Raw genomic sequence first — 22,526 nt, forward strand, 5'->3', positions numbered from 1 at the left:
TTTGATATCCGAAGTTTCCATTCCGCCGTATTTTTCCCGCCATTTATAGAAAGTTGAATTACCCATGCCATATTTACGACAGAGTTCTTTAACCGGAATACCCGCTTCAGCTTCTTTTAAAATAGCGACGATTTGATGTTCAGTCATTTTTTTCATGTTTAAATCCTCTTTACTTTTATCATAGAGAATTTTCTACTTTTTTGCTGTATTATTTTAGGGGAGAGTTACAAAAAGTCTCCCCATCCTTTGTTTTATTTTATGTTGCTGTTTTTATTAATTTTATTCTTCATTAATACTATTTTTTCTATTCCATATTTATGAGTTTAGTGCACTTTTTTTACATTTGAGTTTGGGTAGTACATCGATTGTTTGAGTGTGAATGCCTTTGTGCCCTTGCTTATTCCCCTATGTGTGACTAACTATAGTGCTGTTTCGTTGGGTGTGATTGCGTTGGTAAACGTTGATGGCATTGATAGTATTCGACACTAACTCTGTTTTCACTGCTTTAAATATGCTTTGCAATTGCGTTATCATAGGGACAGCCTTTGCGATTTAATGAACTTTTAATACCAAATTCTGTTAAGCTCTCATCAATCAAATGATTATCAAAAATCTTTACCTCTATGAGAATAAAGAACTCAATAGCCTGTAAATTCATTGGAATTTAACTATGAGTTATTTTGCTATCAACGTCAGTATATAAATCGGGATCCTCAAAAGTAATTAATTATGGCATAATATGCGCCAATTCATATTTCCGCGACTTCACTCAAAGGCTAATTATTACTTATGAGTGAAACGCATGTTAAAGAGAGTAAATTCTAGTGTTAAGTACAAATAACATCACAATGCAATTTGGAAGTAAGCCATTATTTGAAAATATCTCGGTTAAATTCGGTAATGGCAATCGTTATGGTTTAATTGGTGCCAATGGTAGCGGTAAATCAACTTTTATGAAGATTATTGGTGGTGATTTAGTGCCAACATCTGGTAATGTTGCTTTAGATCCGCATGAACGATTAGGTAAATTACGCCAAGACCAATTTGCGTTTGAAGAGTTTACCGTACTTGATACCGTAATTATGGGACATACCGAATTATGGCAGATCAAGCAAGAACGTGATCGCATCTATTCACTTCCCGAAATGAGTGAAGAAGACGGCTTTAAAGTTGCTGATTTGGAAACCCAATATGCCGAAATGGATGGTTATAGCGCTGAAGCTCGTGCGGGTGAATTATTATTAGGTGTTGGTATTCCAATTGAGCAACATTATGGATTAATGAGCGAAATCGCACCAGGCTGGAAATTACGAGTATTATTAGCCCAAGCCTTATTCTCAAATCCCGATATTTTATTGCTTGACGAACCGACCAATAACTTGGATATCGATACTATCCGTTGGCTTGAAGACACCTTAAATCAACGCGAAAGCACCATGATTATTATTTCGCATGACCGCCATTTTTTGAATATGGTCTGTACCCATATGGCAGACATGGATTATGGTGAGCTTCGCATCTACCCTGGTAACTATGATGATTATATGACAGCATCAACGCAAGCGAGAGAGCGTTTATTAGCTGACAATGCCAAAAAGAAAGCACAAATCAGTGAGCTACAATCTTTTGTTAGTCGATTTAGTGCCAATGCGTCTAAATCAAAACAAGCAACTTCGCGCGCAAAACAAATTGAAAAAATTAAACTTGAAGAAGTCAAAGCCTCTAGTCGCCAAAATCCATTTATTCGTTTTGAACAAGATAAAAAACTATTCCGTAATGCGCTTGTTGTTGAAAACCTGACCAAAGGTTTTGATAATGGTCCACTATTTAAAAACTTAAACCTAATGGTCGAAGTGGGCGAAAAAGTCGCTATTTTAGGGACTAACGGTATTGGTAAAACTACATTAATAAAAACACTGATGGGCGAGCTTACTCCCGAACAGGGCGATATAAAATGGTCTGAAAATGCCAATATTGGTTATTATGCACAAGATCACGAATACGAATTTGAAGGCGACTTAACTGTATTTGACTGGATGAGCCAATGGAAGCAGCCAACCGATGACGAGCAAGCCGTACGTAGTGTTTTAGGTCGATTGTTATTTTCACAAGATGATATTAAAAAGCAAGTTAAAGTCCTATCTGGTGGTGAAAAAGGACGTATGTTATTTGGTAAATTGATGATGCAACGTCCTAACATTATTGTTATGGACGAGCCTACTAACCATTTAGATATGGAATCCATTGAATCACTCAATATGGCATTAGAGCTTTATCAAGGCACGCTATTTTTTGTTTCACACGATCGTGAATTTGTTAGTTCGTTGGCAACACGAATTATTGAAATCACACCTGAAAAAGTGATTGACTATACAGGTAATTATGAAGATTACTTACGTAGCCAAGGGATTGAATAATTAGCCATTACTAAAAATAGCCACAAATACCAATGTGGCTATTATTTTCTTACATTGTGTTAAGATGAGTTTTCCCCATTTTTAAATAATATTCAGTAAAATGAATCACACCTCAATTGCCATTGTACAACTTAATTGTACAATGACTCTCAGTAATTACATTCCAATGGGGAATATTATGAGACACGTTAGCTATTCAGCCGCAAGGGCAAATCTAGCATCAACAATGGATGAAGTTGTTAACGACCGAATGCCAACAATTATTACACGCCAAAATGGCAATAACTGCATTTTAATGTCATATGATGAATTTACATCTTTAGAAGAAACCGCCCGCTTGTACCGTCCACCAGCCAATACAAAACATTTATTACGTTCATTAGAGCAAATTAACAACGGCCAACTACAGGAACGTGATCTACAAGATGAATAAGTTATTTTCAGATGAATCGTGGCATGACTACTTTTATTGGCAAAAAATAGATAAAAAAGTGATTAAACGCATCAATGAACTTATTAAAGATATCAGCAGGACTCCGTTTTCAGGTCTAGGTAAGCCAGAGGCGCTAAAATTTAATTTATCAGGTTATTGGTCGCGAAGAATTAGTGGAGAACACAGGTTAATTTATAAAATTGAAAATAACTGTATTATTATACTCTCTTGCCGTTATCATTATGAATAATGATATTTCTCACCTTATCAATCTAATCAGCCAAAAAATAGCCAAATCAGTGACTAACTTATTTCAATTAATTACTTAGCAAATTAAAACTCTAACTCATCCCTCCAAATATCGATAAGTGGACTGGTTTTGACATTTTTTAAGCCGTGACTTTCAAGCCGCTTTGTGACAATGTCACGATGCTCTTCGGTACAATTGCCTAGTTTTTGGGTGCAAATAGTCCCTTTCCAATTTAAATAACCACTCCCCTCATAAGCTAAACCATTTGGTTGAATAGCTTCAAGAATAAATTGATCAACAATATTATCTAAGGTTTCTTCAGTTGTACTTTCGTCAAAAGACCAACTAACAGTAAAACCTAATTCTTTAACTCGTCGATGTGTAATTTTTTCGTAAACGTCTACTACGATTAACCATAATCATTTCCTTCTTTTCTATTAAATATTCGTTTATTTATTTCTAGTATAATGCTGTCTGTTAGCGGATTTTACACTATTTTGCTTTGGTTGCGACGATCGATTTGTTGTTGAGCTTGCTCTTTTTGGCGCGGTTCGTCTTGCTGACGATTTTTTAACAGGCTCTGGTTTTATTTTAGGATCGACTTCAAATCCTTGTGTTGTTAGTTCAGGAATTGACCTTTTAATCAACTTTTCAATCGCTTTTAGTTGTGGAAGTTCATCAACACAAACTAATGAAATAGCTTGTCCTTGATTTTGCGCACGTCCTGTTCGACCAATACGATGTACATAATCTTCAGCAACTTGTGGTAATTCATAATTAACAACATAAGGCAATAACTCAATATCAAGCCCACGAGCAGCAATATCGGTTGCCACTAACGCCCTAATTTGCCCTGTTTTAAAATCCGCTAACGCTTTAGTACGAGCACCCTGGCTTTTATTACCATGAATTGCAGCAGCCTTAATGCCATCTTTGGTTAATTGATCTGCCAAATGATTAGCACCGTATTTAGTACGAGTAAATATTAGCACTTGTTGCCACTGATTTTTACCAATTAAATAAGAAAGTAACTCACGCTTACGACGTTTATCAACCCGATGCACATATTGCGTGATCTGCTCTGAAGCACTATTGGTTTTAGCAACCTCAATCAATTTTGGTGAATGTAAAATTGTTTCGGCTAAGGCTTTTATTTCGCTTGAAAAAGTCGCTGAAAACATTAAATTTTGGCGTTTTTTAGGTAACTTAGCGATCACACGGCGAATATCATGAATAAAGCCCATGTCTAACATACGATCGGCTTCATCCAACACCAACATTTTAACAGTAGCAAGATCCACCGCATTTTGTTGTACTAAATCAAGCAACCGCCCTGGTGTTGCAATCAAAACGTCAACACCACCGCGTAACTTCATCATTTGTGGATTAATACTCACCCCACCAAAAACTACTAATGAACGAGTGGGCAAATAACGACTATAATCGCGAATATTTTCGCCTATTTGCGCAGCCAGTTCGCGCGTTGGGGCTAAAATCAAGGCATATAAAGGACGTTTGCCTTTTTTAGGTTTTGGATTATTAGCTTTTTTTGTTTGCTGTTCAATAAGCTTTTGTAATATTGGTAAACCAAAGCCTGCCGTTTTACCTGTTCCTGTTTGTGCACTCGCCATAACGTCTTTACCAGATAAAATTACAGGTATGGCTTGTTGTTGAATGGGAGTTGGATCGGTATAGTTTTGTTCTTGAATTGCTTTTAAAATCTTGGCATCTAAACCAAGAGAGTCAAATGACATGAAATGTATCCTAAATAAACGAAAAAAATTATTCATATGCATTATAAAGCAATTCAATAATATTTGTCTGATTATTTAGCAAATTTACTTACCGACTATTATGTATGCTAATTTAAATTTTAAAATATTACACAAATCTTTATTTAAAATTATCGGACCACCTTTAATATATAACTATGTTATAAAAAATAGTATTGATTTTAATTGTGTTTATCCATCAAAAATATAAATGATATTTATTATCATATAATGATTATGTTAATATTTTACTTTTTAATAATAATTTACTGGATTAAACATGTCTTTAAACGTTAGCCACATTAAAAAGCTATTAATTGTCTAACTTTTATCGATTTTTAGCTTTAACTGTTTTGCAAAAGATAATATCACTTTTGTAAACTTCCGAGATATTTGCGATTTGAATCCACACCTTTATGGGAGTGAAATGTAGGCTCAAAATATGCTCTATGGGTCGCTTGTTCATTATAATCAAGATAGCACATTTTCTCCTTGGCTTGCTAAAAGCTGGACTATTACAAACCAAGAAAAAGCCAATATGTTTAAACTGAGAAAAGATGTTACCTTTAGTTATGGTGCTAAATTTGATGCTCAAAGTGCAAAATTAAACTGGGATGTCATCCTGTAAAATAAAGTGCGCCATACATGGCTTGAAATGGTACGTTTAATTACTGAATTCAAAGCGGTAGATAATTATACTCTTCAAGTTAATCTGTCAGAGCCTTACTCCCCGTTTTTGATTAAATTACAGTAACCAGACCCATGCGCTTTATTTCACCGAATTCAATGATCGATGGTGAAATAAAAAATGGCGTTAAATCTTATATTAGCACAGGCCTTTATGTTTTAGGTGATCATAAAAAAGATCAGTATGCTGTTTTTAACGCAAATCCTAACTATTGGGGTGTTATGTATAATAATCTCAAAATAAAGTGTCAACAATAGCGATAAATTTAACCTATTTAATTTTGTTCTTCACAAATTTCATCTATTGATAACGTTGCTGGCACGTTACGCTCATCATTGAATTGAAAACGAAATAAAAACCGAATATCATAAGCACGTAACACTTCAATCACGTCTTGATTATTACAAAATTGAGCATTAAGCCCAAGCCTTATATCTTCTGTAATATCTTCTATTGACACGCTTTGGCTATCGGTCGGCATGTTATATTCAAAAACGATACTATTAGGGTTACTAAAAATGTTAGTTATTTCATAACCCGCATCCATTTGAACCGGAAATTCACCACCTTCACCTAATATCGACCTTTTGGCACTATCGGCAAAGGCTTTGGTTATGTTTGCTGACGGTGGTAAATCGGTACTATATGCGCTCGAAATCATAAAAAAAGCAGAAAATAGCACTACCAATTTCATTAGTTTTTTCACTTCAATAATCCTTAAATTTAGACTTAAATAGTCATATTGATTTTATTATAAAAAACATCTAAATGAAAAACAAATCAAACAACTTACCATCAAAATAAACAGTTCATAAAATAAGTATAACTATATGGAAAAATTGATATTTAAATTTAATTGTGACGTTGTCACACATATAACTTGCAATAAAAAAGATCGTTATAAATCGATGTAATCTAAAAAGGTAACCATATTGGTTACCTTTTAATAGTATTAACGGACTAATATTACTTTTTATTTGGATGAGGATCCTTAACTGAATCACCCTGTCCAGACATAATATACCAGCCATTTTTGCTATGTGGCTTTTTATTATAATCAGGGCAAGGAGGTAACGATTTCTTACTTTGGTTTGAATAAATATAGCTACAGTCAGCGCACTTATAAGTGCCAGATGAAACATCACTACCGTATGGAGCAAATTTTTGTACCATTATAAGTACCTCCTAAATTAAATTAGTGACAAATCCAATGCTTATCACTGTTATATCTAAGCTCTGAATTGAGAAAAAAGCAAGTGTAGTTTTTAAAAATTGTTCAATAAGCGAATCGTTTTAAGTGATATGAAAAAATCTCAGATAGAACATTAATTTTATTTTTTAGTGAAGCTAATAATTTTTATAGTATACGTTCAATTTTTATATATTAGTTGATTTTGTTTTTTATTCTAATAAACAACTGAAATTTTTTATTTATCAGTTACTATAATTATCTATGTTGTTGAGTTAAAAATAGCTTTGTACTAATTGATTATTTTACATAATCTATTTTTAATTTATTAGTTTATCGATAAAAATTCTATTATTAGCATGAGTGCTCTTTTTTCAAAATCACCTGAATGTAGCAGAAATACTTTGGTTTTCTCGATTGGATATTTGGATAAAATCGCATTACCGTAATTACCCTCCCTTTTATTTCGACTGCTTTACCAAAAACATAATACATTCCCGATTTTTCGGCAATAATTACTTGATCCAAAGTATCACTACGTATCGTGTTTTGATCAACTTTCTCCAGCGTAACTATATTTGCTCCACCTTGCTTTAATTGCTTTGGCAACCAAATTAAGTTCAAAGTTGTGTTTCCTTAGTCCGCGAGCGATATTAAAGCTAGCTATGGTTATTTGAGGTTGTTCACTTTTTTCATAAACTTTATTGGGTCAGCTGTAATATTATATTTCGACTAAATCAGTAGATTCTGTTGCTGCACTAATATATGAAAACAGTATAAACATCCCAATTAAACTCAATACAAAAATATTCTTTTTCATAAAACTCTCCTTTTATATATACAAAATAGAGGGAGATTTACTTTTTAAATTGCGATCTTTATCATAAATAACAATTTATAAGATAAAATTAGTGCATTGATTTTTATAGTTTTATTAAAATCGTGTAGTTGCGACACGTTTTTTTGATTTTTGTAACAATTTTGACTCTTTTAGTTTATTGATTATTTTTGATTATCATCTGTACCGGATAATGATCTGAATAGTTATCGGTAAATTCATCTTTTATCACTTTCACATTAACTACATTTTTTTCAAGTAAAGGAGAAACATAAATATAATCATAACGTAAAGGCGTTGATGATTGATCATAAAAAACTTTTGTTGGTGCGGTAGCAATAAATTGTTTGTTTTTGATTTTTAATACATCAATAAATCCTGCATCAATAAGGTTTTGTTGGACAGTATAATTGAGTTGACCATTAACTAGATTTTCGAGAATTGGTCTTTGCTTTTCCTTTTCTTTTATATCGTTAAGTAAATTACTTTTATCATAAGCTGGTTTGTCTGCTGGTGAGAAAGAGTTTAGATCCCCAGCTATAATCCATTTGCCTTTAGGATCACGGCTATATTTTATTGAATCAATGATAAGATTCATTTCGTCTATTCTTTTAGCTGTCCAAAACGGATTCATGTGGGTTACAACAAAATGATAGTTACCAATATCAGCATATAATACTCCATGCCATAAATTATCTACCACTTTATTTACATTAACTATTGGATATTTAGATGTGATAGCCACAGGGAAAGATGCAGGATCATCAGGTGATTCTTTTAATAGTACGGCATATTTATGACCATAACTTGCGGCAAATTTTTCTAGTTTATCACGAGTAAAAAAGTTCATCTCTTGCCACGCAATTATATCGGCATCTTGTATTTTTGCCCATTCAATAAATTTATGTTTACCATCTGATTTATCTAACTTCATGCCATTGTATACATTATAGCTAATCATTTTTAATTCTTTTACATCCTCAATAGAAGCAAAAACTGATGAGCTACAGAGGATAATACTACTCATAAATGCAATAAGTTTTGACTTTGATTTGTTCATTTGCTCGTCCTTTCTCGATTGATATTATTAATCAGTATCATCTTGACCAAAAACAAAACAAATCTTTTTTATGATTTTTGTGATATGTGTCAATAAATTAATTTGTTTAATAGTTATATTCATATATGGTAATTTGAGTTTATAGCTTATTCAAAACTAATAAAAAACAAAATTAACACCTTATCATAAGTAAGTTATATGAGTGTCACCAATATCAATAAAACAAAAATAACCATCATGATTTGGCAAAATGGCAGAATATTTACAAAGTGTTAAGGAAAGCGTAATTGAAGCTGTTTATCCTTTGAAGCAGTAAAAAAGAACGTTATGAAACTGTTAGTTATGGTATTAAACTTCTGATATAAGTTTAAAAATAAAAACCACTACTATCTTAGCGCACTTAATATTATCAATTTAAGAAATTGTTAGGTAAGTCATTGATTTTAATGGAGGCGCGTCCCGGAGTCGAACCGAGGTAGACGGATTTGCAATCCGCAGCATGGCCACTCTGCCAACGCGCCTTGGAGGTCTATCTGAATAGGCTGCAAATAGTATCACTGGCTTGACTAATCGTCAAGATTAAATAGATTATAATTACAGCAGTCACTTTATTTTTAACTAAATTTTAAAAATCAAATTTTTGTTCACAAATTTTTGAGCTTAATGCAGAGTTTATATGAAAAGTATAACTATCAATACTATTGAGAATTGCTCTACCTACAACATAATACTATTAAGTCTTAATTTGATATTTCTGAACTAGTAAAGTATCAAACGATAAATTGAAAAATTTTATAACCTACTAACGGATTATAGCGCAATATTTAAATCATAACCTCGGCATGAGTAAACAGCATATTCCCCAAAAAGATCACACAAAATATGTGGTTAAATTTTATTTTATGCTAGAGCAAATTGTACAATATTATTCTGATGTTTCGGGATATTTATAGATCCAGGTAATATCTGGATAATTAGCGAATGCATTTGGAAATAAATAAACACCACTTAGAAATGGAAAATTAATTGACTGCCAATTAACATTAAAATCAGGTTGAAATTTGATGATGGAATCAAAAAGTAAAGTTGTACAATAAAGATGTGGTTCTTCACGGGGGGCTAATATGAAAGCTTCACCTTGCTTTGTTAAAAGATCATTAACAATTTGTTGTTGTTGCTCATTAGATATAAAATTAGGTCTTGCTATAGCATATGTTTCGGCTAGTTCAGGCGTTATAAACTCTGCTAGAGTTGATACAATAACTTGGTTAGGATGGTCCTCATCATCGCTAGTCGTAGCATGAATAATTCTAATTTCTGGATTGATTGATATAATCATACCAATATGTGAAAAATCTCCACCACCTAATTGATTGACAATAAGGCTATCGGTTTGAACGCCTTTTCTAAAGATCCAATCTCCTACTTTAATTAAATAAGGCAATTTAGCTGTTGAATTTGAAAAATAAACAGGCTCGCTAGCAAAAACTAAATTTACTAGCATAATAAAAATAATAAGAAAAAATCTGCAATACTTCATCAAAATTCATTCTTAATTAAAAAGGGCAAATAATATTTACCCTTTTATAATTTTTGAGAACAAAATAGTTATAATATAACTATTTTATTTAAGGTTAATTAACCATTTACCATCAGCTTTGATTACTGATATATTTTTTTCCTCTTTTTTAGTATTATCTTTAAAAAATACGGTAGTTTTCACTTTAGCCATAGTTTTTTCATCATTGGTATATTCTGCTGGTGCAGATTCAACTTTATCAAGTCCGCCATGATCATCAGTGAATTTTTTCCCACGCACTAACGCTTCTTGCATTTTACTCTTAACAAACATTCTCATATCCATATCTGTGTTATCACTATCTTTAGGAAAATTAATTAGACTCATAACTGTATCTGTATCACCTTTATAGATTGCTGTGATAAATTTTTCTGATACTTTTTCAGGAGAATCATCATTCGAGCATGCTGTTACCATAAGTGCTAATAAGAAAATGCTTAAAAACTTTATTACTAATTTCATTTTATTTCCGTTCCTAGTATTATTTATGTTTAATATTAAAATGTTAGAATTATGCTCCTAAATTGAATCCACAGAAAGAATCACAGAAAGCGACAAAATAATACTATATAATCAAATAATTGCAAAGTAATATGGAATAATAACTACTATTTAAAATTTAAAAGGATATCTTGCCAACTTTGCTCTAATTTAGCTTCAATAATCATTGGATTATGTTGGGTTGGATGTTTGATTTCAAGTTTGCTTGCGTGTAACATCAATCGTTTGATATTAAAATAAGTTGCAAATGCACGATTTTGATGTAAATCACCATGTTTGCTATCCCCCAATATTGGATGGAAAATATGTTTCATATGGCGACGTAGTTGATGTTTACGACCGGTTTGTGGTTTTAATTCAACAAAACTATACCTTGCTGTTTCAAATTTGCCAACCTTAATCGGAACTTCAATTTTGCTGATAGATTTGTAAAATGTAACGGCATCTTGTGCTGGTTTATTCTTATTAGTAAATTTATCTGCAATTTTATCTAATTCTTCAACTAACGGGTAATCAATCACCGCTTCCCCCTCAACATAACCGCGCACAATCGCATGATACGTTTTTTCAATTTGTTTTTTTGCAAATTCTTCTGACATAATTCTTGCTACATCACTAGAAAGGGCAAACAACAAAACACCAGAGGTTGGTCTATCTAGCCTATGTATAGGGAAGACATGTTGACCGATTTGATCACGCAATGTTTGCATCACAACAACTGTTTCAGTTTTATCTAACCAACTGCGATGCACAAGCCAACCAGATGGTTTGTTAATGGCAATTAAGTCATCATCTTGATAAAGAATTTCAAACATAGAATATTTATTAAAATATCAATTATAAAAAGAGTTCTTCAAGCTCTTTAGCTATACTAGGGCCGTTATTATCACCAATGGCATAATTCGCTTTGGCTTTCACTTCATCATCAGCATTACCCATCGCAATCCCTAATCCAGCAATAGATAACATACTTATGTCATTATAACTGTCACCAAAAGCGACTATTTCGCTTAAATCAATATTTTCGTACTCTGCCCAGTGAGTTAATCCATTTCCTTTGGTATTTCCTTTAACTGCTACATCTGCTCGATTTGACCAAGACCATTCACACGAAAACATACCTAAGGAATCAACTGCATTTGAAAATTGTTGTAAAGCAGGTATATTATGACTACTTGTTGCAAATTTAAAAATAGCGTCAGATTGCTCAATAACTTTTTCAAAATCATCTACTTTTTTAATTTCAGGTTGTAAAAACTCAGGCAATGATTTAACCCACTTAAAAAAGCTTTCTAGATGATCATCTAACAATTCATAAGTCATCATTTTATCAGTATAAATTAATGTATGAATACCATATTGATTGACAAGATTTAGTAGCATTCGAGCCTGATCTTTCGTCATTGGTTTAGCGGCAAAAGCATTTTGTTTCTCAAAATCATAGAGATAAGATCCATTACAACAAATTGCCGGGGTTGATAATTTGAGCTGATAGTAATAAGGATAAATTACAGAATGATGCCGCCCTGAAACTAAAATAACTTTCACACCTTTAGCTGTAATTTTTTCAATGGCCGCTATTGTTTCTGGTAAAATTAAACGATTGCCGGCTAACAACGTACCATCCATATCAAAGGCTACGGCTTTATACTTCATATAATACCTCTTTTCATTTCTGATCTTAGCTATAAAGACTGACTAAGTACTAAAAGTTCAATAAAATTATAATTCTATTTTTTGACGACCAACAAACGAATGCGATAAGGTGGTACCATCTACCATTTCGAGTTCACCACCAACTGGAACACCATGAGCTATTCTTGTTGTTGTTACATTAAACTCTGCACACATTTGCGCAATATAATTAGCTGTTGCATCACCTTCGACGGTGGGATTAGTGGCTAAAATAACTTCGCTAATCGACTCTGAAGATAGCTTTTTTTTCAATAAATCAAGACCTATATCACTAGGTCCAATACCATCTAAAGGTGATAAATGCCCTAATAATACAAAATAGCGACCACTATACTGCCCAGTTTGTTCAATGGCTACTATATCTGCTGGAGTTTCAACCACACAAAGCTGCTCACTACTTTGACGACGAGCATTTGCACAAATAGTACAGATTTCTTGTTCGGTAAAAGTTCGGCATTCCTTGCAATGGCCGATATTTATCATTGCTTCATGTAGCTCATGAGCTAATTTAATGCCACCTTGTCGATTTCGTTGTAATAAATGAAAGGCCATTCGTTGCGCCGATTTTGGACCAACGCCAGGTAAACAACGCAATGCTTCCATAAGTGATTCTAATAATGGGCTTATTTGCATGAATTATTTGGTTTCCACATATTTGAGTTTTAAGATAATAATACCTTTTTTAAAAAATCTATCAAACAAGAATTATTCTATTGTTTAATTAACCAACGATAAAGTCAAAAAGATTGCAGAAAATAAGTAGGTAGGATGTTACATAACGTACAATCTATGTTATAAAAGCACATATTCAAATATATAACATTATTATGTATAATTTTTTAGACTATCTTTTGTTCTTGCTACGATGATAACTTTTTGGTTCTTCACCTTTAAAAAGGCGCATAATGTTATTATTATGGCGAACAATAATCAAACACGAAAGCATTGCAACTGGTAAAGTAAGCTCAGGTTTGAATAACCAAACATAAAATGGCGCCATAAGAAAACCAATAATTGCAGCTACCGAAGAATATCCTGTAATTAGTAAAGTAAATAACCAAGTTAAAATAAAGCAAGCTGTAAAATCAAACCCAATTGGAGCCATCATACCTAACGCAGTTGCAACTCCTTTTCCTCCACGAAAATGAAAAAAACAGGGGAAAATATGTCCTAAACAAGCAAAAATACCAATAATACCTAAAAAGAAGGGTGTAATACCAAGCCGATATGAAATATAAACAGGAATTGTACCTTTTAACATATCAAAGATTAAAACAAAAATGGCTGGTAATTTGCCATTGAGTCGTAAAATATTGGTTGCTCCAGGATTGTGAGATCCATGTTCTGAAGGATTAGGTAAATGCATGATGCGACTAATGATCATTGCACCAGAAAGCGAGCCAAAAATATAGGCGACTATGATCATCAATACAATTAGCAATGTCAAAATACCCCCCTTTCATCAACCAAACCATGCTGATAATTGCACTTAAGAATCTTACCAAACTCGTTATAAATTCAGTTTCTGTCTATTTTCAGTACTTATCTAACTATAATATAAATTAAAGTATATAAAAAGACTGGGCGTTGCTCCTCGCCCGTTCTTTATATGCTAATTAATAATAATTCTAGACTACTTTTTGTTTTTCCAACAACGGTTTTAAATATTTACCAGTGAAGGAATGTTTAGATTTCGCAACCTCTTCTGGCGTCCCTTCGGCAATAATTTCTCCGCCACCATTACCACCTTCTGGTCCTAAGTCCACAATCCAGTCTGCTGTTTTAACTACATCCAAATTATGCTCGATAACAACGATAGTATTGCCTTTATCTCGTAATGAATGTAATTGCGTTAATAATTGTTTCACATCGGCAAAATGTAGCCCAGTTGTTGGTTCATCTAAGATATACAAAGTACGACCAGTATCTCGCTTAGATAATTCTTTTGCGAGTTTTACTCGTTGCGCTTCACCACCCGATAATGTTGTTGCTGACTGTCCAATGGTAATATAAGAAAGCCCAACATCAATCAATGTTTGCAGTTTGCGTGCTATCATTGGCACGGCATCGAAAAACTCGCGACCTTCTTCAACTGTCATATTTAAAATTTTGTTAATAGACTTTCCTTTATATTTGATCTCTAAGGTCTCACGGTTATAGCGAGCGCCATGACACTGATCACAAGGAACATAAATATCAGGCAAAAAGTGCATTTCAACTTTGATTAAGCCATCACCTTGACAAGCTTCACAGCGTCCACCCTTAACATTAAAACTAAAGCGCCCTGGATTATAGCCTCGAGCTCGAGATTCTGGTACACCAGCATAAAGTTCACGGATAGAAGTAAAAAATCCAGTATAAGTTGCTGGATTAGAACGTGGCGTACGTCCAATTGGGCTTTGGTCAATCGCAATTACTTTATCAAAATGGTTAAGTCCTTTGATTGATTTATAGGGTGCTATTTCTGTTTTTTCTGCACCATTGAGTTCGTTTTGGGCAAGGAGATATAAGGTATCATTAATTAAGGTTGATTTTCCCGAGCCCGATACACCAGTGATACATGTAAATAAGCCAACTGGAATATTTAATGTCACATCTTTAAGATTATTGCCGGTTGCACCAATAAGAGATAACATTTTTTTCTTATCGACTTTGGTGCGAATAGTTGGTATTTCAATTTTTTCTTTACCGGATAAATATTTTCCTGTTAAAGATGTTTTACATGCCATTATTTGTTTGGGTGTTCCCTGAGCAACAACTTCACCACCATGAACCCCTGCCCCAGGACCAATATCAATCACATAATCAGCAGCCATAATAGCTTCTTCATCATGTTCAACGACTATAACAGTATTACCTAAGTCACGTAAATGCGTTAAAGTGTCAATCAGACGAGTATTATCTCGCTGATGCAATCCAATAGAAGGTTCATCCAGCACATACATCACGCCAACAAGACCTGCACCAATTTGGCTTGCTAATCGAATACGTTGTGCTTCACCACCTGATAATGTTTCAGCGGATCTTGAAAGCGTTAAATAGTTAAGTCCAACGTTAATCAAAAATTGTAAACGATCGTTGATCTCTTTCAAGATTTTTTCTGCAATTTGAGCTCGTTGCCCAGTCAATGTCAATTTATCAAAAAAATCCTTGGCTTGTTGCGTACTTAAATCACTAATTGTTGGTAAATTTGTATCATTAATAAACACATTTCTTGCTGCCGTACATAACCTAGAACCACCACAACAAGGACAAGGTCGATGGCTAATATATTTTGCTAGCTCTTCACGGATAGTTTGTGATTCAGTTTCTTTATACCGACGAGCTAAATTATTAATAATCCCTTCAAATGGATGTTTACGCTTAACCACATCACCACGATCGTTTGAATAAACAAACTGAATTTCGGTATTACCTGAACCATTTAATAAAATGTCTTTTATCTTTTCAGGTAATTTTTCATACGGTTTATCAATGTCAAACTTATAATGATCTGCTAATGATTTTAGCATCTGGAAATAGTAAAAATTACGACGATCCCAACCTTTAATCGCACCAGCAGCTAATGAAACTTCTGGCATCTGAACAATACGTTTTTGATCAAAATATTGTTGCACACCCAAACCATCACACTCAGGGCACGCACCAGCAGGATTATTGAACGAGAATAATCTCGGTTCTAATTCAGAAATACTGTAACCACAAATAGGACAAGCAAAATTAGCCGAAAACAAATATTCTTCAGCTTGTGGATCATCCAAATTGGCGACTTTAACAATACCATTAGTGATCAAAAGAACCGTTTCAATCGACTCTGCTAAACGAAGTTTTAAGTCGTCACGAATACGAAAACGATCAACAACAACTTCAATGGTATGTTTTTTTTGCAATTCAAGAATTGGCGGATCAGAAAGATCATATACATCACCATCCACTCGTACCCGAATATAACCACTAGCAGCAAGTTGCTCGAACAGTTTAACAAACTCCCCTTTACGCTCAGTAACCACAGGGGCAAGTAGCATATAACGATTATCAGACGGTAACGCCATGATGCTATCGACCATCTGCGATATCGTTTGTGCAGCTAACGGTAAATGATGATTTGGACAACGAGGTTCTCCAATTCGAGCAAAAAGCAAACGTAAGTAATCATAAATTTCAGTGATAGTCCCTACTGTCGAACGAGGGTTATGCGAAGTTGATTTTTGCTCAATCGAAATTGCAGGTGATAATCCTTCAATATGATCTACATCAGGTTTTTCCATCAATGATAAAAACTGACGAGCATACGCCGACAACGATTCAACATAGCGTCGTTGCCCTTCGGCATATAAAGTATCAAATGCTAACGAAGATTTACCTGATCCAGAAAGACCTGTAATAACAACTAATTTATCTCTTGGAATGGTTACATTAATGTTTTTTAGATTGTGCGTTCTCGCACCACGAATATCGATATCTTTGATTGACATAGATCTCTTCTTTTTTGTGTTTTTAAACAAAATGGATAGAAAATTAACTGTATATTATACCAGTAACATTTGATTAAATATACAACTATATAGCTGAATATACTACTTGGCTAATTTTATACTAAAACACAGTATTACCGGAAACTTTTTGACAAAAAATAAACTAAAAATATTTATTTTTACAGCAAAAAAAACGGTCATTAATGACCGTATTCGTTTATTTAATTTAGTATATCAATTTTGGGGTCGCATCAACAGGAATAATTGCGCCACGATATTGTATAACCGTGCCAGCCACCAAGTGCCCCTGTAATGCTGACTGAGAAGGGTTCCTTCCACTTAAACGCGCCCCAAGATAACCAGCACTGAATGAATCACCAGCGGCCGTAGTATCAATCACTTTATCTTTAGCGATTTTATTAGCAGGAACTTCAAAACGACCATCAGCAGAATCAATAATACAGCTATCATTGCCACGTTTAATAACAATTTCAGTTACACCAAATTGTTTTGTACGCTCAATAACTTGCTCATAAGGTAGCTTACCCCATAATAAATCTTCGTCATCTAATGTTAAAAATGCAATATCTGTAAAGCTAAGAATATCAGCATAAACACTACGAGCCAAATCAAGACTACTCCATAAACGTGGACGAAAATTATTATCAAAAATAACTTTACCACCATTAGCTTTAACACGTTTTAAAAGATCTAATAACTTAAGGATACTTTCAGCATCTAAAATAGCAATACTAATACCGCTCAAATATACATAATCATAATGTTCAATTTGCTGAATTATTCTATCTGTTTCAGTTGTTTTCAACCAAAATTTAGCAGCAGCATCATTACGCCAATAATAAAAGGACCGTTCACCATGTTCATCAGTAACAATAGAATAAAGCCCCGGCATTTTATCAGACATTCTTTGTACTAAATCTATTTGAATGTTTTCTGTTTGCCAACAATCTAACATTTCTTGACTGAAAGGATCGGCACCAAGCCCGGTTACATAATGTATTGAAAAATCATTATCTTTTAGTAAACGAGACAAATAAACCGATGTATTAAGCGTATCACCACCAAAACCACGCGTAGTCGAATCCTGATTCATCGACAATTCAATCATACATTCGCCAATAACAGCTATTTTTGTAGTCATAATATACCTATCATCCTTAATCTTTTTATAAATAATCTAACGCGATTTTTACCACAACTTTGCGAACTGTTTCGATCTTATTATCAACTGCACAAAGCGGTTTATGCACTTCATTAGGTAAAAACACGATAAAATCATTTGGGTGTAATATCAACAAGGTTTCTTCTTTTGGTGTTTCAATAAAGGCAATATCATTTTCTACTAATTTATTATCTAACACTTTGGTATACGGCGGTAACGTACTTACTGCCATACCCTCTTTCCCAACTAAAACAATCTGAACGTCAATATATTTTTCATGATATTCCGGATTAACGTCATGAATATGTCGCGATGTACTATCAGATACCATAAAAAACATATTATCACCATCAATATCGTAACGCCCCACAGGCGTGTTATTATTGACATTATCTTTAATATATTCAATTGATTGCTTAATTTTTTCGGGTAAATAAGGAATTAACCCTAAATGATTAATATTACCTAAAATCATACCAAATAATCCTTAAAAATATTGATGAAAATTAATACAAATAACCAAATTAGTTGTAACTAACTTATACTATGATAAAGTTAATTAAATTGATAAAGAGTATATACATAAGTCACTTATTTTTGTAGATTATTTGTTAATAAGTTCTTTAAAATTTTCTATCTTGTACTTTTTAAGGAAAATATCTGGTTGATGGTGGATTGAACTAAATTATCAATGTTTTATATTTTGGTTTTTGTTACTTAATTATGTAAAAATAATTCAGGAGTCTATACCGTAATTAAAAAACGCACTAGATGAGGTTTAAAGGCTCAAAGCTTTTAAAATTATTTCAAACTATTAGAGGAAAACAAAATTACAATTAAAATGTAAGAAATGCAAATTTTTTATGTAAACATATCATTGTTAACACATAATTCCTATATAAAATTACACTGATTGAATTTCGTTCATTATCGCCATTTATTGTTTCATCACACTAAATGCTGGCTACTGCCATCGTGACGTTATCAAATTAAAACGCAATTATAGAGTGCGTTTGAGTTTGATAAAACAATGATAAAAATATAATGAACGAAAATAAAATTAGAATAAAGGTTACAAACACTCATACAAAAACATACTAGGAAATAATGAATTATGCCAAAATAAAAAACGCTATAAATACTCCATAGCCCAGTACACAACTCACATATCAAAAAATCGCCCAACTCCAAGGACATCATTAGAATAACAAAATAATCCCCTTCTCTTGCACAAAACAGGGAGGCGTTTTTCTATATCTAATATTCCCCCTCTTTTATTTACTTAAGCAACATATTCTAATTTTTAGTGTAAATCTTGCAAAAATTTATAATATACCTTTATTCGTTTAATCAACGCAATTTTTCTGATATAATACCCGTTCAACTGTATCAACAATGGCTTGAGTTTGGGAATCAATTTCGATATTAACTTTATCTCCAACTTTTTTAGCGTCTAACGTGGTAATAGCTAACGTTTCAGGGATTAAATGAATAGCAAAACGATCTTCTTTTACCTGTCCAATTGTTAGGCTCGCGCCATCAATACCTATAAAGCCTTTATATAATACATATTTCATAAATTCTTTCGGCAATTGTAACGTCATTTCACAATTTGTGGCAGTTTTTTGAATATCAATAATAGTTGCAGTGCAAGATATATGCCCAGACATCACATGACCACCAATTTCGTCTCCATATTTAGCACTACGCTCAATATTTACAAAATCATCGATTTTTTTATCGCCCAATGTCGTTAATGCAAGAGTTTCTTCCATAATATCAAACGATACGATATCTTTATCAAACCCCGTTACTGTTAAACAACATCCATCATTGGCGATCGACGCTCCTATTTCAATTTTATTGGTTAATTGATGTGGTAATTTAACTTTATATGTTCTTAATTTATTTTGATCAACAATATCAATAATTTGACCAACACCTTGAACAATGCCTGTAAACATAGAGATACCTCAAATTTTCTTAATATTGAATATTCTATCTCAATCTGATTAGGAATTCCTATTTCTATTTTCTACTGGTATGATCTTTTATATACTTCTCGATCACTTATTATCTATAGCGATAACAAATTCATATTTCAAAGTATAGTCAAGGATATATCATTATGTTGAAACTGATTTTAGCCATTTCAGTCGGTTCAGTAGCGAGAGGATTAATGCGTTGGTTCTTATCACTTAAACTCAATGTTATTGCTTTTACTATTCCACTAGGTACATTGCTATCTAATTTAGTTGCTGGCTATATTATTGGCTTTGCTATTGCCTTTTTTAATCACTCTAACCTTTCTGCTGAATGGAGGTTATTGGTAATCACAGGTTTTTGTGGTGGTTTATCAACCTTTTCAACCTTTTCTGCCGAGGTCGTTAACTTTTTGCAAGAAGGTCGAATATCTTGGGGTTTAGCAACTATATTGATTCATGTGATTGGCTCAGTTTTAATGACATATTCGGGTATTTTATCGTATCAATATTTGCGATCTTAAAATAACTCAATTAATAAATTACATAAAAAATAATCATAAATAGAGTTTACAACCCCAAAACACTGTATTAATATACACTGTATGTAAACACAGTGCAGGGTTATTATGCTTATTGAATATTCAACACAACAACTTATGGCTATTAATTTTGAGTCTCCTTTTCAACAAGTATTACAACAACAACGACCTTTATTAAAATCGCTTAATAAAGCTAAAAAATGGCAATTATGGCTTTCTGACCGACCGATGTTAAAACGTTCATGGGTTAATACCGCTGGTTTAGATAAAAACAAGGTGATTCATCTGACAAATTTAAATAACGAAAACTTAATATCAACTATTGAAAAAGCTTTACAATGCAAAACCTGTAGCTATGTGGTTGCTTGCATCAATAATCTTAATGAGCAAGATAAAGTACGTTTACAACATGCTGTATCATTAAGTGATACTTGTCTACTTTTAGTACACGATGAGCAAAGTGAACAATCTATCCAATATCATTAAAAACAAACATATTATTTAAATAAAAGCATATTTTTTAATTTTAGAAAGCAAATCTAACATGTTGAATAAAATAATATTTCGCTATAAAAAATTAGGTTAATTATTTGATGTATAAAAAACATGGCTGAGCATTTAACAATGTTCAGCTTTTTTTGATAGTTATTAATAATAGTAATTAACGCTGTTTTTTTCGATCAACCTTTCCAATCGCCGGCATGAATAATTGATCTATAATGCCATCGTATTGCCTGTGCAAATACTGTAGAACATTACCAAAAAAATCAATTTTGCCAAACAGGCATGAAAACAGACACATTTCCTAATTCTTTATTTATTTTATTAAAATTGATATAAAATTTAATTGGGTAAATTTCAATAAACTATATGATTATATAAAACATTTCAAATAATAACTGTTATGTTTTAACTAACTGACCATTGATAATTTTTTAGTTCGCTAACTAAAAAATCGATTAAACATCGAGTTCGGAGCGGTAATAATTTACGGCTTGGATAAACGGCATAAATATTCAAATCCTCGACTTTATAATTCAACAAAACACGAACTAAACGGCCTATTTTAATATCTTTACCAATAATAAAATCAGGTTGCAACGAAATACCACCTCCTTGTAACATAATTTGGCGGCAAGTATCGCCATTATTACAATAGATATTCGCTTTTAAATTCACCGAGTAATGGGCATTGTCTTTATAAAAATGCCATTGCTCTTTTTTAGCCCACTGACTATACATCACAATTTTATGATTCAACAAATCATCAGGATCATTCGGCATGCCATATTTAGCAATATAATCAGGCGACGCGGCGGCTATGATTTGCGTAGTTGCCAACTTACGACTAATCAGCGACGAACTTTCTAGCCGACCAATTCGAACAGCAAGATCGTAGCCCTCCTCAAGCAGATCAACCACACGATCTGACAACGTAATATCTAGCTCAATTTTAGGGTATTTATTGATAAATTTTTGCCATAAAGGCGCCAAATGTAAAATACCAAAACTAACAGGCACATTAACCCGAAGAATACCTTGTGGACTTGCATGATCTAAAGTGAGGCTATTTTCTGCTTCTGTAGTAGCATTAATAATGGCTTTAGCTTGCAAATAAAAAATTTGCCCCTCATGGGTAATGACCATTTTGCGAGTTGTACGTTGTAACAACCGAACTTGCAAGCGATTTTCTAATGCTTGAATATAACGTGACACTGCCTGCTTAGACATATTTAACTTAACTGACGCATCAACAAAACTATTACAATCCACTACCGCTACAAAAACCATCATTTCTAGTAATTTATTAGATCTATCCATCTGCCTTTCACCAACACCAAACAATTGTCCCACTTATTTTGACAATAAGTCACATAATAGCTTATTTATCTACAAAATAATAATCATTATCATAAACAAAT

General features: G+C 33.0%; 23 protein-coding genes, 1 tRNA gene and 1 pseudogene. 6 read left to right on the top strand and 19 right to left on the bottom strand.

The genetic code is table 11. The annotated features are described in order from the left end of the window. Positions 1–156: transposase (locus tag A9G43_RS05100; RefSeq protein WP_141674028.1), on the bottom strand; the 156-nt coding region annotated here is incomplete at its 3' end. Between the two features lie 668 nt (positions 157–824). Here A9G43_RS05100 and A9G43_RS05105 point away from each other — a divergent pair. The 3 genes from A9G43_RS05105 to A9G43_RS05115 all read left to right on the top strand — a co-directional run bounded on the left by A9G43_RS05105 (position 825) and on the right by A9G43_RS05115 (position 3,100). Then, positions 825–2,417 carry an ABC-F family ATPase gene (locus A9G43_RS05105; protein ID WP_065607183.1) on the top strand — a complete coding sequence of 531 codons (1,593 nt, stop codon included), beginning with the start codon at positions 825–827 and terminating at the stop codon, positions 2,415–2,417. Between the two features lie 178 nt (positions 2,418–2,595). After that, entirely contained in the window at positions 2,596–2,850 is a 255-nt protein-coding gene (locus A9G43_RS05110) for a type II toxin-antitoxin system prevent-host-death family antitoxin (RefSeq protein WP_065607185.1), read from the top strand. Further along, positions 2,843–3,100, top strand: a complete 258-nt coding sequence (locus A9G43_RS05115) for a Txe/YoeB family addiction module toxin (RefSeq protein ID WP_065607187.1) — start codon at positions 2,843–2,845, stop codon at positions 3,098–3,100. Before A9G43_RS05110 ends, A9G43_RS05115 begins: the two co-directional genes overlap by 8 nt. Before the next feature lie 83 nt (positions 3,101–3,183). Here A9G43_RS05115 and A9G43_RS11285 read toward each other — a convergent pair. After that, a pseudogene (locus A9G43_RS11285) lies at positions 3,184–3,517 on the bottom strand (YggL family protein). A gap of 32 nt (positions 3,518–3,549) precedes the next feature. Next, entirely contained in the window at positions 3,550–4,854 is a 1,305-nt protein-coding gene (locus A9G43_RS05120; RefSeq protein WP_081298030.1) for a DEAD/DEAH box helicase, read from the bottom strand. A gap of 460 nt (positions 4,855–5,314) precedes the next feature. On the opposite strand from A9G43_RS05120, the gene A9G43_RS05125 reads away from it, so the two are divergent. Further along, positions 5,315–5,500 carry an ABC transporter substrate-binding protein gene (locus A9G43_RS05125; RefSeq protein ID WP_065607189.1) on the top strand — a complete coding sequence of 62 codons (186 nt, stop codon included), beginning with the start codon at positions 5,315–5,317 and terminating at the stop codon, positions 5,498–5,500. 334 nt (positions 5,501–5,834) lie between these two features. On the opposite strand, the gene A9G43_RS05135 is transcribed toward A9G43_RS05125, so the two are convergent. From A9G43_RS05135 to A9G43_RS05205, 15 genes are all read right to left on the bottom strand, one after another. Continuing rightward, positions 5,835–6,266: a hypothetical protein gene (locus A9G43_RS05135; RefSeq protein WP_065607192.1), complete on the bottom strand. Its 432-nt coding sequence runs from the start codon at positions 6,264–6,266 to the stop codon at positions 5,835–5,837. 260 nt (positions 6,267–6,526) lie between these two features. Further along, positions 6,527–6,733, bottom strand: coding sequence for a hypothetical protein (locus A9G43_RS05140; protein WP_065560105.1), 207 nt, complete (start codon positions 6,731–6,733; stop codon positions 6,527–6,529). A 370-nt stretch (positions 6,734–7,103) separates the two neighbouring features. Next, positions 7,104–7,373, bottom strand: a complete 270-nt coding sequence (locus A9G43_RS05145) for a hypothetical protein (protein ID WP_065607195.1) — start codon at positions 7,371–7,373, stop codon at positions 7,104–7,106. Positions 7,374–7,744: 371 nt separating this feature from the next. Beyond that, positions 7,745–8,647 carry an endonuclease/exonuclease/phosphatase family protein gene (locus A9G43_RS05150; protein ID WP_081298031.1) on the bottom strand — a complete coding sequence of 301 codons (903 nt, stop codon included), beginning with the start codon at positions 8,645–8,647 and terminating at the stop codon, positions 7,745–7,747. Positions 8,648–9,094: 447 nt separating this feature from the next. Then, positions 9,095–9,168: transfer RNA gene (locus A9G43_RS05155), tRNA-Cys, on the bottom strand. 404 nt (positions 9,169–9,572) lie between these two features. Further along, positions 9,573–10,151: a YiiX/YebB-like N1pC/P60 family cysteine hydrolase gene (locus A9G43_RS05160; protein ID WP_081298032.1), complete on the bottom strand. Its 579-nt coding sequence runs from the start codon at positions 10,149–10,151 to the stop codon at positions 9,573–9,575. Positions 10,152–10,271: 120 nt separating this feature from the next. Next, on the bottom strand, positions 10,272–10,688 hold the full coding sequence (locus tag A9G43_RS05165) for a DUF4878 domain-containing protein (RefSeq protein ID WP_065607199.1): 417 nt from the start codon (positions 10,686–10,688) through the stop codon (positions 10,272–10,274). Positions 10,689–10,834: 146 nt separating this feature from the next. Next, positions 10,835–11,542: a tRNA pseudouridine(65) synthase TruC gene (truC, locus tag A9G43_RS05170; RefSeq protein ID WP_065607201.1), complete on the bottom strand. Its 708-nt coding sequence runs from the start codon at positions 11,540–11,542 to the stop codon at positions 10,835–10,837. 22 nt (positions 11,543–11,564) lie between these two features. After that, a complete protein-coding gene (locus tag A9G43_RS05175) occupies positions 11,565–12,383 on the bottom strand; it encodes a pyridoxal phosphatase (RefSeq protein ID WP_065560889.1) in 819 nt (272 codons plus the stop codon). A gap of 66 nt (positions 12,384–12,449) precedes the next feature. Continuing rightward, entirely contained in the window at positions 12,450–13,055 is a 606-nt protein-coding gene (gene recR, locus A9G43_RS05180) for a recombination mediator RecR (RefSeq protein WP_065607203.1), read from the bottom strand. 211 nt (positions 13,056–13,266) lie between these two features. Beyond that, on the bottom strand, positions 13,267–13,869 hold the full coding sequence (gene plsY, locus A9G43_RS05185) for a glycerol-3-phosphate 1-O-acyltransferase PlsY (protein WP_081298033.1): 603 nt from the start codon (positions 13,867–13,869) through the stop codon (positions 13,267–13,269). A 181-nt stretch (positions 13,870–14,050) separates the two neighbouring features. After that, complete coding sequence (gene uvrA, locus A9G43_RS05190) at positions 14,051–16,891, bottom strand: excinuclease ABC subunit UvrA (protein WP_141674030.1); 2,841 nt, start codon at positions 16,889–16,891, stop codon at positions 14,051–14,053. A 232-nt stretch (positions 16,892–17,123) separates the two neighbouring features. Next, complete coding sequence (locus A9G43_RS05195) at positions 17,124–18,059, bottom strand: sugar kinase (protein ID WP_065607207.1); 936 nt, start codon at positions 18,057–18,059, stop codon at positions 17,124–17,126. Between the two features lie 25 nt (positions 18,060–18,084). Continuing rightward, positions 18,085–18,555 (bottom strand): YhcH/YjgK/YiaL family protein, encoded by a 471-nt coding sequence (locus tag A9G43_RS05200; protein WP_065607208.1) that lies wholly within the window; start codon positions 18,553–18,555, stop codon positions 18,085–18,087. An 871-nt stretch (positions 18,556–19,426) separates the two neighbouring features. Further along, a complete protein-coding gene (locus A9G43_RS05205; protein WP_065607210.1) occupies positions 19,427–20,044 on the bottom strand; it encodes a riboflavin synthase in 618 nt (205 codons plus the stop codon). 164 nt (positions 20,045–20,208) lie between these two features. Here A9G43_RS05205 and crcB point away from each other — a divergent pair, with 164 nt between their 5' ends. Both crcB and A9G43_RS05215 read left to right on the top strand, forming a co-directional pair. Beyond that, complete coding sequence (gene crcB / locus A9G43_RS05210) at positions 20,209–20,586, top strand: fluoride efflux transporter CrcB (protein WP_065607212.1); 378 nt, start codon at positions 20,209–20,211, stop codon at positions 20,584–20,586. A gap of 105 nt (positions 20,587–20,691) precedes the next feature. Then, positions 20,692–21,090, top strand: a complete 399-nt coding sequence (locus A9G43_RS05215; protein ID WP_065607213.1) for a cell division inhibitor SulA — start codon at positions 20,692–20,694, stop codon at positions 21,088–21,090. Between the two features lie 423 nt (positions 21,091–21,513). Here the strand turns inward: A9G43_RS05215 and A9G43_RS05220 are convergent, their stop codons facing one another. Next, the gene (locus A9G43_RS05220) at positions 21,514–22,425 is read right to left on the bottom strand and encodes a LysR family transcriptional regulator (RefSeq protein ID WP_065607215.1); all 912 of its coding nucleotides are present in this window, start codon (positions 22,423–22,425) and stop codon (positions 21,514–21,516) included. Between the last annotated feature and the right edge of the window lie 101 nt (positions 22,426–22,526).

It is taken from the genome of Gilliamella sp. Occ3-1 (assembly GCF_001690655.1).
Taxonomy (GTDB): domain Bacteria; phylum Pseudomonadota; class Gammaproteobacteria; order Enterobacterales; family Orbaceae; genus Gilliamella; species Gilliamella apicola_P.

Coding starts and splice junctions, on each gene's coding strand:
- A9G43_RS05110 (WP_065607185.1), top strand. CDS start 2,596: ATGAGACACGTTAGCTATTCAGCCGCAAGGGCAAATCTAGCATCAACA.
- A9G43_RS05115 (WP_065607187.1), top strand. CDS start 2,843: ATGAATAAGTTATTTTCAGATGAATCGTGGCATGACTACTTTTATTGG.
- A9G43_RS05120 (WP_081298030.1), bottom strand. CDS start 4,854: ATGTCATTTGACTCTCTTGGTTTAGATGCCAAGATTTTAAAAGCAATT.
- A9G43_RS05125 (WP_065607189.1), top strand. CDS start 5,315: ATGCTCTATGGGTCGCTTGTTCATTATAATCAAGATAGCACATTTTCT.
- A9G43_RS05140 (WP_065560105.1), bottom strand. CDS start 6,733: ATGGTACAAAAATTTGCTCCATACGGTAGTGATGTTTCATCTGGCACT.
- A9G43_RS05150 (WP_081298031.1), bottom strand. CDS start 8,647: ATGAACAAATCAAAGTCAAAACTTATTGCATTTATGAGTAGTATTATC.
- A9G43_RS05160 (WP_081298032.1), bottom strand. CDS start 10,151: ATGCTAGTAAATTTAGTTTTTGCTAGCGAGCCTGTTTATTTTTCAAAT.
- A9G43_RS05165 (WP_065607199.1), bottom strand. CDS start 10,688: ATGAAATTAGTAATAAAGTTTTTAAGCATTTTCTTATTAGCACTTATG.
- truC (WP_065607201.1), bottom strand. CDS start 11,542: ATGTTTGAAATTCTTTATCAAGATGATGACTTAATTGCCATTAACAAA.
- A9G43_RS05175 (WP_065560889.1), bottom strand. CDS start 12,383: ATGAAGTATAAAGCCGTAGCCTTTGATATGGATGGTACGTTGTTAGCC.
- recR (WP_065607203.1), bottom strand. CDS start 13,055: ATGCAAATAAGCCCATTATTAGAATCACTTATGGAAGCATTGCGTTGT.
- A9G43_RS05195 (WP_065607207.1), bottom strand. CDS start 18,059: ATGACTACAAAAATAGCTGTTATTGGCGAATGTATGATTGAATTGTCG.
- A9G43_RS05200 (WP_065607208.1), bottom strand. CDS start 18,555: ATGATTTTAGGTAATATTAATCATTTAGGGTTAATTCCTTATTTACCC.
- A9G43_RS05205 (WP_065607210.1), bottom strand. CDS start 20,044: ATGTTTACAGGCATTGTTCAAGGTGTTGGTCAAATTATTGATATTGTT.
- crcB (WP_065607212.1), top strand. CDS start 20,209: ATGTTGAAACTGATTTTAGCCATTTCAGTCGGTTCAGTAGCGAGAGGA.
- A9G43_RS05215 (WP_065607213.1), top strand. CDS start 20,692: ATGCTTATTGAATATTCAACACAACAACTTATGGCTATTAATTTTGAG.
- A9G43_RS05220 (WP_065607215.1), bottom strand. CDS start 22,425: ATGGATAGATCTAATAAATTACTAGAAATGATGGTTTTTGTAGCGGTA.